The 16945-nt window shown below is 65.1% G+C and carries 11 protein-coding genes; 8 read left to right on the top strand and 3 right to left on the bottom strand.

Annotated elements, in window-relative coordinates; genetic code table 11:
• Positions 1-300 precede the first annotated feature (300 nt).
• The 3 genes from ABD691_RS23695 (at position 301) to ABD691_RS23685 (ending at position 5654) form a co-directional block, all read left to right on the top strand.
• Positions 301-720 carry a hypothetical protein gene (locus ABD691_RS23695; protein ID WP_344683194.1) on the top strand — a complete coding sequence of 140 codons (420 nt, stop codon included), beginning with the start codon at positions 301-303 and terminating at the stop codon, positions 718-720.
• A 1362-nt stretch (positions 721-2082) separates the two neighbouring features.
• Positions 2083-3051, top strand: a complete 969-nt coding sequence (locus ABD691_RS23690) for a hypothetical protein (protein WP_344683192.1) — start codon at positions 2083-2085, stop codon at positions 3049-3051.
• 1259 nt (positions 3052-4310) lie between these two features.
• A complete protein-coding gene (locus ABD691_RS23685) occupies positions 4311-5654 on the top strand; it encodes a competence protein CoiA family protein (RefSeq protein WP_344683190.1) in 1344 nt (447 codons plus the stop codon).
• A 210-nt stretch (positions 5655-5864) separates the two neighbouring features.
• Here the strand turns inward: ABD691_RS23685 and ABD691_RS23680 are convergent, their stop codons facing one another.
• On the bottom strand, positions 5865-5990 hold the full coding sequence (locus ABD691_RS23680; protein WP_344683189.1) for a hypothetical protein: 126 nt from the start codon (positions 5988-5990) through the stop codon (positions 5865-5867).
• A 316-nt stretch (positions 5991-6306) separates the two neighbouring features.
• On the opposite strand from ABD691_RS23680, the gene ABD691_RS23675 reads away from it, so the two are divergent.
• Complete coding sequence (locus tag ABD691_RS23675) at positions 6307-6867, top strand: hypothetical protein (protein WP_344683188.1); 561 nt, start codon at positions 6307-6309, stop codon at positions 6865-6867.
• A gap of 84 nt (positions 6868-6951) precedes the next feature.
• On the opposite strand, the gene ABD691_RS23670 is transcribed toward ABD691_RS23675, so the two are convergent.
• Both ABD691_RS23670 and ABD691_RS23665 read right to left on the bottom strand, forming a co-directional pair.
• Positions 6952-8106, bottom strand: coding sequence for a hypothetical protein (locus ABD691_RS23670; protein ID WP_344683187.1), 1155 nt, complete (start codon positions 8104-8106; stop codon positions 6952-6954).
• Between the two features lie 535 nt (positions 8107-8641).
• Entirely contained in the window at positions 8642-9364 is a 723-nt protein-coding gene (locus ABD691_RS23665) for a recombinase family protein (protein ID WP_344683185.1), read from the bottom strand.
• A 1102-nt stretch (positions 9365-10466) separates the two neighbouring features.
• Here ABD691_RS23665 and ABD691_RS23660 point away from each other — a divergent pair.
• Genes ABD691_RS23660 through ABD691_RS23645 form a run of 4 tightly spaced genes read left to right on the top strand, consistent with a single transcriptional unit; the run spans position 10467 to position 16891 of the window.
• Positions 10467-13964 (top strand): CHAT domain-containing protein, encoded by a 3498-nt coding sequence (locus tag ABD691_RS23660; protein ID WP_344683183.1) that lies wholly within the window; start codon positions 10467-10469, stop codon positions 13962-13964.
• A gap of 9 nt (positions 13965-13973) precedes the next feature.
• On the top strand, positions 13974-15587 hold the full coding sequence (locus ABD691_RS23655) for an Hsp70 family protein (RefSeq protein WP_344683181.1): 1614 nt from the start codon (positions 13974-13976) through the stop codon (positions 15585-15587).
• Positions 15584-16219 (top strand): hypothetical protein, encoded by a 636-nt coding sequence (locus ABD691_RS23650; RefSeq protein ID WP_344683179.1) that lies wholly within the window; start codon positions 15584-15586, stop codon positions 16217-16219. The genes ABD691_RS23655 and ABD691_RS23650 overlap by 4 nt, the downstream gene beginning before the upstream one ends.
• Positions 16220-16222: 3 nt before the next feature.
• Positions 16223-16891, top strand: a complete 669-nt coding sequence (locus tag ABD691_RS23645; RefSeq protein ID WP_344683177.1) for an RES family NAD+ phosphorylase — start codon at positions 16223-16225, stop codon at positions 16889-16891.
• Positions 16892-16945: the final 54 nt, after the last annotated feature.

Genomic DNA, 16945 nt, shown 5'->3' with positions numbered 1-16945 from the left:
TGCCAACTCCCGTTCGCGCTACCGAGGCGTCGTGTGTCGTCAGCAGGTCGTGTTCAAGTCGTTCCGCTGATTCAGCGCTGATGAAAGCATGATTTCAGTCTGACACGGGCCGCCTCCTGGCGGTCCCCAAATCGTCCGGCGGCGTCACCGCGCCAGGAACGCTGTCGGGCATGGACCACGGCCGAACGGAGCCGGCCGGGTGCGCTCGGTTCTGGCCGTGGTCCTTCCAGATGGGAGAGATCACCTGTGGAAGCGACAGCTGAGCAAGCACAGTGGTTTCAGATCAGGCCGGGACTCGTCGTGGAGTCCCTGCGCATCGCGCACTGCGAGATGCCGACCAGCGAAGACGACGTAGTTCAGGCGTGGTGCTGGCTGAGGTTTCGCCCGGCGGACGTGGAGGAAACGACCGACCCAACGAATCCTCTGGCGCCGGGCAAGGCTCGTCCGTGCTCTCCGTGCGGCGCCTGCTTGTTGCGGCTTATGGCCGCGGCTGCTGCGGAGAACAAGAACGTTCAGCCCGCGATCTCGGCCGAGGATCCTCAGATGGCCGTGCTTGTGCGAAAGGCGCAGTGGCTTCTTGATGACGCCGCCAGCTACCTGCCGCTGGGGCGCGGCACCGCAAGGGATCGAGACGTGCTGGTGACGACGCTGGACGAACTCGTTACTCGGGTCCGTGAAGGGGGGAGACCAGGACTCCCGAACGGTCAGGCTGTCGGATGATTGTGTTCGCCGCACGGGTGGGACGGCATCGCCTTGGCCGTGAGCCGGACGGCTACGTCACGGCGTGGCAGGGCGATCTCAACCCGGATCTACCAACCAGAATCTTGTCGATCGCGGAGTTGCAGAGACCTCCGATCGGCGGGTTCGCAAAGCCGTCGCGCGAGGTCCATGTGGCTATCCTAGATGGACTGCGCCGTCTGTAGGCCGCGCCATCGGGCTTCCCCCTTTAGTCCGTGGTTCCAAAACGAAAGTTTCGTGACATGTTTCGTGACGTCGGCTAGGTGTCGATCGCTGTCACGAAACGTGTCACGGATGGGCTTTGATATCTGCTGGTGTGTGCCTGGGATGTGGTGAGGTGTTGCCGCCAGGGTCCGGTCGTGGACGGCGGGCGCGGTATCACGGAGCGGCGTGTCGGCAGCGAGCCCGGCGGGCGCGTTTGCAGGCAGCAGGCGGGCAGGACTGGGACGCACTAGAACGGACCGACGCCGCGATGGTCGCCGCGCGGCGGGCGATGACCAACGGCGCCGACCCACGGCAGGCAATCCGCGACTTGCTGGTAGCCGCAACCGATCTCGCGAGCGCGTACGGCGTCGCCGGACCAGCTCAGAAGCGCGCGGAGGAAAGCCCTTCTAGGGGCTAGGTCACGAAAGGTGTCACGGAAGACCTGGGCGCGGGTGCCGACACCGGGCACGATCGCACAGCGGACGAAACTGGCGAACCGTCGCAGGTACAACAGCATCCGCCCCGTCTGCCAGAACGAGACGGTGGACCTGGACACGGTTCGCGTCAAGCGGTCATCGGACTTCGAGCAGACCGGGCGGTGGACCATCCTCCGTAGTGCCCCCGCGTTGATCGTTCGCTGGCGCCTTGTCTGCGTGCCGCACTGTGTGTCGAGTTGTGCTCAGGACCGGGTTCACTGTCTGTCGGTGAAGTGGCCCTGCCTTTGGACAGCGCCCGTGTCCCGGTGCTGGGCGTCGTATTTGCGGCCCAGCCATCAGTCCAGGGACGCCTTGGGACACTGTGCAACGGCCGTCCCGAGCCGAGTCGATTGAGCGAATCCGCAGGTCATCTGGTACTCCGCCTGTCCTGCCGACCTGTCCAACGACCCGTCTCAACGGGCCAGACGGGACGCCTCGTCCACGGGGATACCACCTGCTCCACTGAAATGGTGCTGACCCGGCTGGCAAACCCCGAGACCCCGTGCTTGGGTAAGAACGCTCTCACAACCTGGGAGTTGTCACCGTTCTCCTGAATGGTAAGGGCTGCCCCCGTTTAAGCGCTCTTGCTCGCATGTGCGCTATAGTGCACAATGTTTGGAATGCTTCGCGAAGGTGACTAATACGAAACGGGCTGGGGGCAAGGATGAACGACGTAGCGACACACCTTCTTTTTTCTATAGTGTCGGGCAAAGACCCAGGAAAATTTGAAGGCGAGGCAAAGGAAGAGATTGACCGCATACGTCGAGCATTCAGAGAGCGGCTCGATGAAATCTCGATTAGGAAGCATCAAGCGGCCCTGGCAAGTGATGTAGCTACAGCTTTAGCGTATGGGGCCTTGCGTGACCGCAAGTTTCAAAAGAATCTCCGGAGTCTAATCGAGCGACTGCCCGACAGGATTGAGATCGACTCGATTGGTGAGGGTCTTGCGGGTCTAGGCAGTGGTGGTGAAGTTGGTCGCCTGGATCGAGATCTGAAGCTCGCGCAGAGCACGCTAGAGCCACTCCTTTTGGCATGGAGGCTCACGGAGGCATTGTACAATCCTGGTGTGGTGGAGCCAGAATATCCCGAGGATTCACAAATTCCCGAACTTTCGCTCTACACCGTAGCTGATGAGCCAGAGGAAGGGGTGCTGGATGCTCTGGCTGATCTGTTAGACGAGTTCAAACTGAATGTTTATGGCTATTCAATAGTTGAACATGGCTCGTGGTTTCGTCGGTGGACATTGAAAGTCGAAAATTCGGGCGCGGCGGACAGGATAGCACGAGTCGCAGATCAGATCGAACGTGCTGGAGCTTTGCATTATATAAATTCTCCGAGATCTGAAGTTGACGAACGAGAGGCGAATGCTGCGGTAAAGCTAATTGAGGCAATGAAGGACGGGCCGAATACCGTCGTCAAGCTAAGCTCCATGTTGGCGGTCAAAAACGACCAAGGAATCGCTGTTAGGGTTCTAACCGAAGAGGAATTGCGCCTGCTTCGTGATAGGCCAGAGCTTTTGAAGTCGCCCAATGAAATATTGGACAATCTTGGATCTGCTCGCGAGAATAACGCCGAGGAAAATGTTGAATGCGGCAACCTTACTTCTTTAGGTGATCGGAAGCAACTCTTCTGAATCACCTGGCTGCCCGGAGGCTGATAGTTCCCGAGGGGAGGACTGAGAGGTACGTCCGCCCGCTCTCGTGGAGGGATTGGGGCGCCGCGAGTCTGCGTCGTCCACAGTGGCCTGGCAAGGCAAGGTGGGTGTCTGCTCCGTTGTTGTGCCCATCTTGAGGTCAATCTTGCTCGTCGGCCGTTTTCATGTCACCTGCACTGTGCGGACCGCGCTGGGCTTCCTTCCTCGTCAAGTTCCACCAGGTCGAAGCGGTCTGCCTCCGCACACTGGACGTTCCCGGCTGCCGCCCGGCCGTGGCGGTGGCGCGTCCTAGCGCCCCGCCACGCCGCTTACTTCGCGTACCCGTTAGCTGCTGTCGGGCAGCGCGAGCCGGGTGGCTAGTGCGCAACTCCCCCCCCCTCGGACACTCGTTTACCCCAGGTCAAGCGCTTGACCTGGGGTTTTTGGTACCGGAAGTTTCGTTTGAGCTCTGCTGAAATCTTTTGACCAGCAGTTTTACTTGTGGGGTGCACGTCCCCTCCGGATTTGCGCACTAACCACACGTCGCGATCGCTGAGGCCGCCCCCGGCAACGGGCCCCTTGGAAGGGCCGTCCCAGCCATCCTTTAACCGATGCGGGTTGGGCAGAGCACCCACGACTCCGGGCACAACGACCAAGCTAACCAGTCTGGTTGCCGAGAGCTTTGAGGACGTCGGCCAGCCATACCAACGCATACGGAGGGACTTCGCCGCCACGCTCGCTCAGCCGTGCGAGGTTGCTCCAGGGTTCCGAGCGTTGGCCGACGGTCAAGAGGACCGGTCGAACCCGCCGCGGTCGTAGATGATTCACGCGGTGGCCCGCGTCAATGAGCACCGAAACCTGGTGCTCCCAGGAACGTCCGCTCAGCGGCCAGCCGTAAATCAGCACGACGGGGATGCCGCGCCGTGGTCCTCGTAGTGCAGCTCGGTGTGGGCTCATCCACGCTCGCCCGTCCAGCCCGCAGTTGACGAGTGTTCCCGACCGCCTCCGCGTCAATAACAGGCCCGGCTCGTGTTTTTCACCAGGATCGCGCAACAGTGCGGCCGAACGGTTGAGGCGACACCAGCCGCGCCGCGCCCGGACCTTTCTGGGCGGCCGGTCGAGACACCCCGTTCAGCCCAGCCGTGTCACCGATATGCAGCAACGCCCCGCAGGCAACTACGGCTGATCCCTGCCCGACGTCGGACCCCCTGGTCACGATGGTCGCCAAGACGCATTTCGCGAGGCGAGGAGCGCTGCCAGTGACGGTGATCGCGTTCTCCGATGACGACGCCTGTGTCGATCTCGACGCCCGGCTGCCCGAACTTGGCCAGCCCACAGGCCATTTCGACCGGACCCGGTTCCACGAAGACCGCCACGGCAGCGGCCCAGGGCATCATCGGGGGCGGCGGGTGGCCCGCTGCATCGAAGGCCACCGGGTCTACCTCAAACGCAACCCGCACCACGCGTCCTCCAGCCGGGAGGAACGCGACGAACACGGCTTCCACTGGGTTCACTTCCCAGGCGAGCAAGACTGCACCGGCCACGCACCGGCCTCCCCCTCCGAAAGCCAAGAACACAAGATCCTCAAAGCCCGCGCCGTGGTCGCTTTCCGCAGCGCAGGCAACGACCCGGTGCGCACCGAAGTTAATGGCACCAACCGCAGCTACCGCTCCGATGTGCAGTTCCAACGACCCGACGGTTCCAGGTTCGCCCTAGAGATCCAGGTCAGCGGCATCGACGCGGTCACCGCCCGGCGCCGCACCGACCTGACCCGCCGCGATGGAATCGAACCGCTATGGCTGACCTCCCGCGCCGAAGAGGACTGGCAGCAGTTGGTGCCGTGCGTGCGGCTGATCCGCCCACCCGGCGGCGACACCCGCCAACTCCGTATCGAACAGGTCGAGCTGTTCGTCACCGGCACCGTCGAGCCGAGCTGGGAACGCTGCGAAAACAGCCGCGGATGCTGGCGCCGCCGCCTGCACCGCACCACCAGCTGCCCCGGACACCTGCGATGGCGCACCACCACCGAGAGCGCCGGACAGGACATCGACGAGGTGACCACCCGCTACACCGACACCGCCCGAATGCTCGGCATCGACACCTTCGCCGAGCGCATCACCCGCGGCGAACTCGTCATCGTCCACGCAGCCCGCGACGACCGCCGCGGCACTTTCCCCGTCATCTCCACTCCCACCGCCCGGGTGGAAGCCCTCGACTACTCTCGCGAACTCCAGCAATGGCGCGAGTACAACCGCCGAGCACCGCGCCTCAGCCCGGCCACCGCCTATTGCACCCAACCCGATCGCTCCCCCGCAGGCGGCCACGACAATCCCGCCGCGCACGACGCGGTTCCCCCGCCGAGGCCACCGCTGTGGGGTCGCGCCTGCGAGCTGGCCAGGGCACGCGGCGTCTGGGTCCGCCCTGTGCCGGATCCGTCCGATCTCCTGCAACAATTACAGCTCCCCGGCACCGGACTCGTGCGCGGCGAGCTCCTGCTCGTAGCCACGCACACCGACCAGGAAACTCTGGCCGACGGCGGTCTCGACCCGAACCGGATCGCCGTAGCCGCTGACCTCACCACCACCGCACCCGAAGCCGCCTAAACCGGCGCCATGGCTTCGGCAGGAATAACCACGTCGGCCGCACGGCGCTGTGCCAAACTGCCATTTTCCTGCGCTGAGCACGCCGTGCACATCAACAATCGTCTCCGCTGGAGCAAAAGCTCAACCCCGCGCCGACGAAGAAGATCACCGACAAGCCGGGGGGTCCGGCCGGCTGCGGCGTCGGGATCTCGAACGCTGCGGCGGACTTGATCACGGCAAAACCGCAATCATGGCGTAGATCTCGGCGTTGGTGAGCGCATTCGGCGCGGGCTTGTTCTCCAGCTCGGCGCGGGCGGCTGCCCGTTCGGCTTGAGCCTCATTGATCGCCTCTGTCAACGCCGCCGGATCGACGCCAGCGCCGATCGCCGCCTGAAATCGGCGTAGCCGTGCCTCGGCGTCCGGGAGTCGCTTCTTCGCTGTCTCCTGTGTGCGGGGCCAGGATCAGCCCGGCCGCTGGTAGACGAGAAGCGCCGAGCGTCACGAAATGCGTCACGATTGGGGACGATCGATGCCTGCTGGCGTATGCCTGGGATGCGGCGAGCCGCTGCCGCCGGGCTCATCACGTGGACGGCGCGCTCGATACCACGGAGCAGCATGTAGGCAGCGCGCCCGCCGGGCCCGGATCCAGGCTGGCGATGCGCGTTCATGGGAAGTGATCGAACGCGCCGACGTCGCAACGGTGGCCGTACGGCGAGCGTTGAGTAGCGGCACCAATCCCCAGCAAGCGATTCAGGATCTGCTGACGGCCGTGACCGACCTCGCGGAAGCCCACGGTATTGCCGCGCCGGTTCCGGCAGAACAAGCTGCGGATGCGGGCGCTACCGAGCCCGATGTCACGGAAAGCGTCACGGAACTTGTTCCAGGCAATGACCGGAACGTTCCTGCCGAAGGTGAGCAGCAGGAGACGACAGCGGAAGTCGACAGCCTGCCACCCACGCGCCAGCTTCCAAGGCCGATCGGCCACTCTGAGACGGTGGACTTGGACACGGTCCGCATGGAACGGACTTCGGATTTCGAGCAGACACGGCGGTGGATCTTCCTATGCGGCGCTGGTGAGAATGAGCGCCTGATCGGTTACCTGGACTCGGACGGCACCAAGACGAAGAAGTGGCAAGCCCTCGGGCCGATGCTGACTCGGTTCTCCGGTGGCCCTTGCCGAACGAGGCAGGAAGCGCTACTCCGCCTCCTAGATCCTCACGCGCCCAAGCGCTGATCCATTCACCACCCAACTGGCGGGACAGGTGCCCCCACCCCAAAAGCCCCATACCCGAAGTCGTCGAATGCCATAAGACACTGATTAATATTCATGCGAGCCAGGTGGCTCATACGGCACAGCCGAGCGTGTAGGTGCTTTAGATGCAGAAATTTTTCGACGGCAGTCGATAATAAAAAGCATAATGCCTTCCAATGTAGAATCCACACGCACTGTCCTTGCGAGAAATTCCGTGACTTCGCTCGGATCCCTTTTGTGGCACATAACTATATAGAATCCGTGCGCAGCCCCTGCGGACCTCATGTAGATCGGCAGTTGGACCGATACCCCATGGCGCATTTCATCTAGTTTTTCGTCCTTTTTGAATTCAATAATAGCGGTTGACTTGTTCAGGCGTAGAGTGAAGTCCGTAGGGCCGCTCCCATGATCAGAGTTCAAATCCATTTGGATACCAAGTGATCCGAACGCTAGCCGGGAGAACATTCGAAACATCCCTTGATGCTGGCGTTCATGCATCACGTTGCCGGAGTCATCGTAAAGAAGCTTCCAGCCCCCTTGGGTCTCAACGGCATTTTGGAAGCGCTCTATAGCGTCCGCCACCGCGCTGAGGAGTAGTTCTTGATCCGGAATCCCCTGAACATCCAGGCGCAGAAGCTTCGAGGACCATTCGCCGCCCATTGAGAGTGCGGACAAATCTGTAACGCCAAGCCATTTGCCAGTGGTCGAACCATTTTGATATGCTTTCGCAAGGCCAGGGGATTGCTCACGGTAACCGGCGGCAATCAGGTCGAATTTCGAGTAAGAAGTCAAACGGCCAACGACCAGTGAAATATCGTCGCTGCCAGACATGTTGACAGAAGCCGTGCTTGTGATATTGCATTCGGCGCGCGTAACACCTTGGATGGAGTGGGAAGCCAGATCGATCTTGGCCTCACTTAGGCCTGGACCAAGGCTACCGTAGTTTGTAACGCCCGAGTGAACAAACCAGTCCCCTACCTCTGGTTCAAACGCTGTGATCTCTTTGAGTCCCAGCGCTCGAATCAAGTCGGCAACCATGCAGCCCACAAGTGCGGATTTCTTCATTTCGACCAAGCTTGACCGCTCGGCCGATTCCCAGATTTGGTCAAACACCAACTGGCTTACAGGAGGAAGAAGTCCGTATAAGGCATTTGTTCGCGCATAGTATGCCTGGAAAGATAGATCCGCGTCATCCCGCGCTGGAATTTCGTTCCAAGCCATGCGCTTACCCTTCTAAGCGTCAGTTCAAGTCAGTACAATCTGTGCGCCAATTTATCCTACCGAAGTGAGGCGCTGTGCTCGGGGCTAGCTGACTGTCGTTCCCAATTTTGTCTTTCAGCGTCGACGCGCCTGTCTCCCGTCCACGATCAGGACCGTTGCCCACCAAGGAGTCAGTGTGTTCACAAGTGCGGCCAACGCCACGATCGGCTCCCCGCGCCTACCACCACACGGTTCCGGGACAGGTGATCGTGCCCGAAACCGAGCTCCCGCTGCATGTGCTGTGGCGGCCGTTCCGGGACACGCCGGGACACCCGACAGGACCTGTCCCGAACGCGCCATTGTCGTCATTCTCCCAGGTAAAAATGCAAATCCCGCCTGTCCCATCAGGCGTCCCAGGCGGACGCCCTGCGGGACAGGCGGGACAGCGGAAAGCCCGCTCCCTCAGCCGATTTCGGGAAGCTTGAGCCGTGTAGTTAGCGTGCAAGTCCCTCCTCGGACACATAATTACCCCATGCGGCGGGGTTGTTGTCGCTGGTCAGGCTCGGTCGGTTATCACGACCGAGCCTTTCTTGTTGTAGATGATGATCAAGCCGTGGTCGCGTAGGTACTGCGCGAGTGCTTCGGGTTGATCAGTGTGGGGGATGTCGGTGGTGATCTGGGCCAGTAGGTGGTCTTCGCGGGTGTACAGGTTCTTGGGCTGGCGGGGGGGGGGGCGGTGTCGGGTGCTGGTGTGTCCGTGGCGGCATCGGTAGCCGGGGCGGTTGTTCACCCGGTGCGAGTCCATCCGGCGTTGGCAGAGCCCGCACTGCACGAGTCCGGCGAGCAGGTAGCTGCGGGCGCTGCCGTCGCTGGTAGAGCGCCTGGCTCGGATGGTATGCACGGCGACGAAGTCGGTCTCGCTGACCAGCGCTGGGTGCGTGTCCTGTTTCGAGATCACCCATTGCTGAGGACGACCCCACAGCTGGAGTGCTGAGTCGTCTTCGTCTGGGGTGCGGTAGGTGTGCTGGCGGTTCCAGACCTGGCGGCCGGTGTAGCGCGGGTTGGTCAGGATGGAGGACACGGTAGGCACGGCCCAGGCATGACCCGCGCGGTGTGGGTTGCGGTGCGGGTCAGCTCCGGATGGGCAGGGCACGCGTTGGTCGTTGAGTGCCCGGGCGATGCTGGCGAGGCTCTTTCTTTCGAGGCGTTGGATGAATATCCAGCGCACGTGTGGGGCGGTGTCGGGGTCTGGTTCCAGGCGTTGCAGGCGGCGACCCATTGTGCGTGTGCTCGTTTGGGTGCGGGCCGGCGTCGACGAGCCGGTACCCGTAGGGAGGACGTCCTCCGAGGTAGCGGCCCTGGTCGCGAGTTTGGGCGCACATCGCTGTCAGCACCCGGTGCCGGGCTCGGAGAACTTCGCGCTGTGACTGTGCGCCGAGCATGGTCATGAGTGTTTGGTGCTGCGGGTTACTGGCCTGGAACGGACCACCGGCTTCGGGTAACCACGATCGCATTGAACCCGCGGTTCGGGTCGCTGAGCGCGGTCAGGAGTGCGGCGGCTCGGGGGCGTCGTGTCCAGGGGAGGCGCCGGGAGCATCCGGTGTCGAAGTACTCGGCGACGATGGTGCCGTGGCCGGCGATGGTGTGTTCAGCGGCATCACGTTGCCAGGCAATGGAAGTGGCCTTGTGCTGGTGATGCCGTGTGGAGGTACGGCCCGTAGAAGGCGAACCGGATCCCGTTCCCGTCCCTGCTGGGCACGCGTCGTGCCGTTCGGCGACGGGCATGCTTGACCCAATCCCCAAGCACATCCTGATCGTGTTGGTGATGGGTGGCCGTCATGCTGATCACTCCCGCCGGTGAGACCTTTCCGGTGGGACGAGCAGAGCGGTCGCCGGTGATGCCAGGCACACTGCAGCCACTCGTTCAGCCCATCGGCGATCGTCTGTCGCGCGGTGAGAATCCCGGAACGTACGGAAGCCAAGGACGGGAGAGTTGCACGAGGGCGTCGAGGGAGCCGTGTCTCGGCAACTAACGGTGTTTGGCGATGGAAGCACCTGCTGCACCGGTAGGCTGATCAGCCGGAGCGCACGGGCGAAGTTGCGTTGGGGCAAGGAGAACCATGACGTTCGGCGGTGATGACGCCCCGGAAACACGGTTCCAGGAGTCTGTGGAGCTTGCTGATCTGCTGCTCGCTCAATCTCAGCAGAACAACGACTTGGGAGACCTCGATTCCGCGATCGAGCACGCACGGCGCGGACTTGAGTTCGTAGCCGTCAATGACGGTCGTCGAGCGGGACCGCTCTACCAGCTGGGACTTGCCTATGGGCTCCGGTATGAGCGCACCGGTTCGGCCGAGGATCTGCGCGAAGCCCTCCGGAACATGCGCAGCCTGTGCGACAGCATCCCGGGCGGCAACCCTTACCGAGGTGAGATCGCGTCCAGGATGGGACTGCTGGTCGCCCGGTCCCTGGCCCGGCACGACGTCGGTCCGGACGACGTCGACGAGGCGATCAGTGATCTGACCGCGGCGGTCGAGCTCGCCGAAGGCACGGTGCCGACGTCGGTCCGCTGCTCGCTCGGACTCGCGTACGCGACGCGGTTCCTCGGTTTCGAGGGCGGCCAGGAGGACCGCGAGGTGGCGATCGCCATGCTCGCCGAGGTCATCGAACTTCCCGACACCCCTACCGACATGGCGGACACCTGCCGGTTGGCTGCCGCGCAACTCCTGCTCTGCGGAAAGTCGCCCGCCGGACTCCGCAACGGGCGCGTCAGGCTGGACCAGGTCTCGTCGGAGGACCTCCGGATCAGGGCCACGCCGGAGGAAATCGCGACCGCGAAGCAGTATCTGGCGGACGTCTCCACGTTCGCCGATGCCGACCTCAACGGCCAGCTGTCGACGCTGCGGCTGCTGGTGTCAGCTGCGGCCGGTGAGCTCGACCTCGGTGTACCGGACATAGCAGCCGAGCTCGACGTGTTCGATTCGATGATCGGCAGAACGCCTGAACTCGATTCGAACGAGCGGAACGGAATGCGCGCCGTCGTGCACGCGATCCGCGCGCACGCCACCGGAAGGCCCACGGATCTCGGGGAAGGTCTAGGTGACGCGATTGCCGCGCTCCCCGGCGGGCACGTGCTGCGTGAGTTCCTGGTCGGCGTGCTGTTTCCGGGAGATCGGAGACTGGCGGAGTCAGGTGATCGACGCCGGCTCGCCGAGAGCACTTCGACCGCCATCCCCGGCCTGGAGCGGGCCCTGGAACGGCTGCCCCTCGACGATCCCGATCGGCCGAACGTGCTGACCAAGCTGGTGGGGGCGCTGCTCGGGAACCTGTCGTCGCACCACGAGCCCGGGTCCGTGGCCCGAATTCGCGCGCTCGCCTCGGAAGCGATCGAACCGGGCCGGGCCGATGCCGAGAACGCGGGGCTCAACCACGCCGTGCTCGGGATCACCGCCATGCTCCCGAGTGACTCGGCGGCGAGTCTCGACCGCATCGATGCCGCGATCGAGCACCTGCGCGAGGCTGATCGGTTGCTTCCGGAAGGACACGAGCTCAAGGACAACCTGCGGCCGATGCTCGGGGGAATCCTGATCGCCCGTTACGTCCACAGCGGTGAGGAGGAGAACGTCGATGCCGCGCTGCACTACGTGGGGCAGGGCCGCGACGACCCCCTGAACCGGCTGACTGATGTGCAGGTTCGGATTGCGCGGCAGGCTCATCAACCGGATGTCAAGAGCTTTCGGCAAGCCATCCGCGACCTGGAGAGTCTGATCGGTCAATTCCCCGAACGGCATTTCCTGCGCGAACAGGCGATCAGCACGCTGAGTACGGTACGAGGTATCGAGGACTTCCTGGCAGGAGGAACTGGCACCGCGAAGCCCAGCGCCTCGCCCGAACCCGCGAGGGATGTGCCGGAGACCGCGCTTGACTATCCACATGAGACCGCCACAACCGGCATGTCGTGGATCTGGCAGGGAATCACGACCAAGGACAAGGCGGCGATCGACCGTGGGATCGGTATGGTGGGTACCATCGCCAGCCGCACCGACCTCAGCGTCCGGGAGCAGCTGGACGCGATCAGCACGCTGGGCATGGGCCTGCGTGTCCGCTACGAGCTCACTCGCGACCGGCGGGACCTCGACAACGCCATCGACCGGTTCGAGCGCTGGTATCGGATGTTCCAGGAGAATCCCGGCGGATTCCAGTCCGCGCTGTCGCTGAACTCGCTGGCCGACTGCTATTACACGCGCGGGGATCCGGTGCGGCGGGATCCGCAGCGCGCGGTTCGGGTCGGACTTGAATCCCTCCGCGAGCGCGCCAGGAACGTCCTCCTGCAGTCCAGTGCGTCCCGTGCGCTGAACACCGCGGCGGCAGCGGCGGGCGAGGCCGCGGCCGTGAGCCGCTGGTGCCTCGCCGCGGGTCAGGAGGAGAACGCGGTGGCGGCGTTGGAGCTGGGCAGGGGGATGGTGCTGCACGCGGCCACGGTCGACGCGACCGTCCCGTCGACGTTGCGTGCGGCCGGGCACGACGGCCTCGCGGACCGCTGGGAACAGGAGGCCGGCGCGGCCGGCTCCCAGCCGTGGGATCCGGGGGAGTGGCGGGAGTTGGGCGGCTTGGCCGACGCTCCGGTGCCCAGCGACTTGCGGTATCGGGTGCTGGAGGCGGTCGAGGGGTCGCCGGTCGAGAAACGGCTGCTCTCGACACCTCCGGTCGGCGAGATCGCCTCCGCGCTGCGTGCCACGGACACGCATGCGCTGGTCTACCTCGTATCCGCGGCGAGCGGGGAAGAAGGCTTCGCGCTGCTCATCACCGGCACCGGTCAGGTGCTTCGGCTGCGTTGCCCGTCGCTTACCGCCGACGGCAGCCCGGTCGACCGGTTCGACCGAATGCAACGCGAACGCGTCGGATCCGCACCGTCGGAGTCGTTGGAGCAGCGCTGGAAACGCGCGCTGGGCGAGGTCTGTGACTGGGCGTGGACGGCGGTGCTCAACCAGGTGCTCGATTCGGTCTCGGCCGGGCGGTCGCGGCGTCCGAGCCGGATCGTGCTGATACCGGTGGGAAAGCTGGGCGCGGTCCCCTGGCACGCCGCACGGCGTCCGGTACCCGGTGGCAGGATCCGCTACGCCTTCGAGGACGCGATTATCCGCTATGCCTCCTCGGCCCGTCAGTTCGTCGAAACCAGCCGTCGCGGACGTCGGCCGTGGCACCGCGATCCCGCGTTGGTGCGGATCGCGGGCAGCGGGTTGCTTTGGGCGTCCGAGGAGATCGAGGACATCCACCACCGCCACTACTCCCACGGCATCTACCTGGGGCGACGGCGGCAGGCCGGAAGACGGGTCCGCTCGCCGCGGCCCGCCGACGTCCGTGCGCTGCTGCCGAGCGCCACTGCGCCGGGCGCGTCACTGCTGCACCTCGGCTGCCATGCGCAGCTCGCCGAAACGCCGGTCGGCTCCGCGCTGCGGCTGGGTTCCGGTACGACGCTGCAGGTGCAGGACATCCTGCGGCAGGCGCGGGACCGCCCCGCCGACGCACCCGGCGGGCTGGTCGTGCTCGCCGCCTGCGCCAGCGACCTCACCGACCGCGAGCACGACGAGGTGCTGACCCTGGCGACCGCGTTCCTTGCCGCCGGTGCGGTCGGAGTGGTCGGCGCGCGGTGGAATGTCGACGATCTGCCCACGGCACTGGTGATGATCATGTTTCATCACTACCTGAACTCCGGCTACGACGATCCGGCCACCGCGCTGCGCGCGGCGCAGCTGTGGATGGTCGACCCGCGCCGGGCCCTGCCCGACGGGGTCGGCCGGCGACTCACGCCGGAGCTCGCCACGATCGATCCCGGTGAACCCGGAAACTGGGCGGCGTTCACCTACCAGGGCCAGTGAGGAGCACCCATGCCAGCGTCGACGACCTTCGGCATCGACCTCGGCACCACCCAGTCCTGCGTCGCCTACGTCGACGAGTCGGGACGGCCGGTGGTCGCCAGGAACGCGGTGGGAGAGGACACCACGCCGTCCGTGGTGTACTTCGAGGGGCCCGGGCGCGTGCTGGTCGGGGCGGCGGCGAAGAACTCCGCGCTGCTCGCCGTGCACCTGGTGGCGCAGCTGGTCAAGCGGGACATGGGGCGCCAGGACGTGGAGTTCACCTATCACGGCCGCGGTTACACCCCGGAGAAGGTTTCCGCGCTGATCCTGCGCGAACTGGCCAGGGCGGCGCAGGAGAGCACCGGTCGCGTGGTGCGGGACGTGGTGATCACGGTGCCCGCCTACTTCGGTGTCGCGGAGAAGGAGGCGACCCGCAAGGCAGGCGAGATCGCCGGACTCAACGTGCTCGACGTGCTGGCCGAGCCGGTCGCCGCGGCGTTGCACCACCAGGGCCTGGAAAGCGCCGGCGGGAAGCGGCATCTGCTGGTCTACGACCTCGGTGGCGGAACGTTCGACACGACGGTCATCCGGGTCGACGGGGACGACATCCGGGTGGTGTGCACCGACGGTGATCAGGCGCTTGGCGGAGCGGACTGGGACGCCCGGGTCGTCGACCATCTGCTGGAGCTCTTCCGCGCGCAGCATCCGGGGCTGGACCCGAGCGCCGACGACGAGGCGATGCAGGAGTTCCACAACACCGCGGAAGAACTGAAGAAGTCGTTGAGCCGGGTGGAGTCCCGCCGGACCCAGCTGCGGTTCGCGGGCGCCGCGGTGAACGTGGAGTTCACCCGGGCGGATCTGCAGCGATTGACCTCCGACCTGCTCGACCGCACGATGGAGATCACCGGGCGGAGCCTGGAAGTGGCGCGGCGCAAGGGGATCGAGCATTTCGACGAGGTGCTGCTGGCGGGCGGGATGACCCGGATGCCCGCCGTGGCCGAGGAACTTCGGAGCCGGTTCGGCCTCGCCGCGCGGCTGTCCGAGCCCGATCTGGCCGTGGCGAAGGGCGCCGCGCTGTTCGCGCTGCTGCGGCAGGTCAAGGGCGCGGGAGCCACCGCGGAGCAGGTCGCCGGGCAACTTGGCATCAGCGCCGCGAACGTCGAGACGGCTGCGGCCAAGAACGTGACGACGGTCGTTCCGCGGTCCTTCGGAGTCAAGGCGATCGACCCCGCCGATCCGATGGCGCACACGAATCCGTTGCGCGCCAGGCAGATCGTGACGCACCTGCTGGCCGCGAACACCGAACTGCCCGCCGACACCGGCCCGTTCCCCTTCGCCACCGGAGTGAACAACCAGCGCATGGCCGAGATCGAGGTATGGGAGCAGAACGGGCGCGAGGAATCCGAGGAGCTGGCCGACAACACCCGCGTCGGCCGCGGAATGCTGAAGGGAATACCGCCGCGGCCTGCCGGAGCGCAGATCGAGATCACCTTCTTCATGTCCGAGACCGGTACGCTCACGGTGCACGCGCGGGAACAGGAATCGGGGCGGGACGTGCGGTTCGATCTCAACATCGGTGGCATGGACCAGCGGGCGGTCGACGCCGCCCGCACCGACATCTCTGGGCACGAGGTGAGCGGGTGAACCTGCGACACGCGCTGGCCGCGCTCGCCGAGAACTGGGACGACGTCCGGCAGCGACTGGACTCCGACCGCTACACGCATCTGGTCGCGCTGGTCATCGAGTTCACGGACGAGACCGACGCGGAGGTGTCGGCCGACATCGCCGAGGACATCGCCGTTCTGCTTACCGATGCGCTGCCCGCCGAACACCGGGTCCGTCGCGAACTCGCGGCCCCGGAGGCGCGTTTTTCCACCGGGGCCGAGCAGGACTGGCGGCAGTTGGGCAGCACCCTGCACGATCGCCTGCTGTCCAGGGGAGAGATGGAGATACCCGGCTGGGTCCTCGAAGCAGAGGCGCTGGACGAGACGCAGCTGCGGGCGCGGGGGATCGCCGTCGACGATCCGGATCTGCTCTGCATCGAGCACGCGGGCGGAGACCGTTGGCCCGCCTTCCAGTTCGGCTCTTCGGGGCAGCCGCTGGAGGTCGTGCGCACCGTCAACCGGCTCCTCGACGCCGCCGACGACCCGTGGGGAGTCGCCGACTGGTGGCTCGGTGAGAACGCCTGGCTCGACGGTGTTCCGGCCCGGCTGCTAGGGCAGGTCGCCGATCAGACCCTCATCGACGCCGCCCGAGCCAGCTACTCGGAGGTGTGAGCGATGCCGGACCTCGCACCCCCGCCGAAGTACGCCGATTCCCCGGTTCGGCATGTGCTGCCGGCCGGCACCGAGCTGTTCCGGGTGCACCTGACCAAGTTCGACGCCACCAGCTTCCGGCCGGATCCGTCCGACGAGCACTTCGGCGGCGGACGGTTCGACGGCACCGAGCGCGATCCCTACCCCACCTACTACGCGGCGCCGCACTCCTCGACCGCGCTCATGGAATACCTCGGTCGCGATCTGCGCGTTCTGAGCAACGGGTTGCGCACCGCCGGATACGCGAAGGTGAAAGGACGGCAACTCAGCGCGGTCCGCACGACTCGCGAGCTCACGCTGGTGAGCCTGCTCAGCGGGCCCGACCTGGCCGCGGTCGCCCAGGACGAGTGGTTGATCCAGAGCGAGGACTACGGCAAGACTCGCCGCTGGTCGAACTGGATCCGGCAGCAGGCCGAATGGGCGCACGGCCTGGTTTGGCCGTCCAAGCGTGATGTCGGCAAGCCCGCACTGGTGCTTTTCGGCGACAGGTGCGGACCGGAGGTGCTGGAAGTCTCCAGGCAGATCGACCTGTCGACGCCGGTGGGCACCCGGCACGTCAACGTTCTGCTCAGCGCGTACCGGGTGCAGGTTACGACGGGGAAAGGCAGGAAAAGCAGGCCGGTCACGGGATGAAGGACCACACCAGGCCGAAGAGCACGTAAAGGCCGGTGAGGACCACGATTCCCA

It is taken from the genome of Saccharopolyspora taberi, from assembly GCF_039534165.1.
Classification (GTDB): Bacteria; Actinomycetota; Actinomycetes; order Mycobacteriales; family Pseudonocardiaceae; genus Saccharopolyspora_D; species Saccharopolyspora_D taberi.
This window is presented reverse-complemented; position numbering and strand designations above follow the sequence as displayed.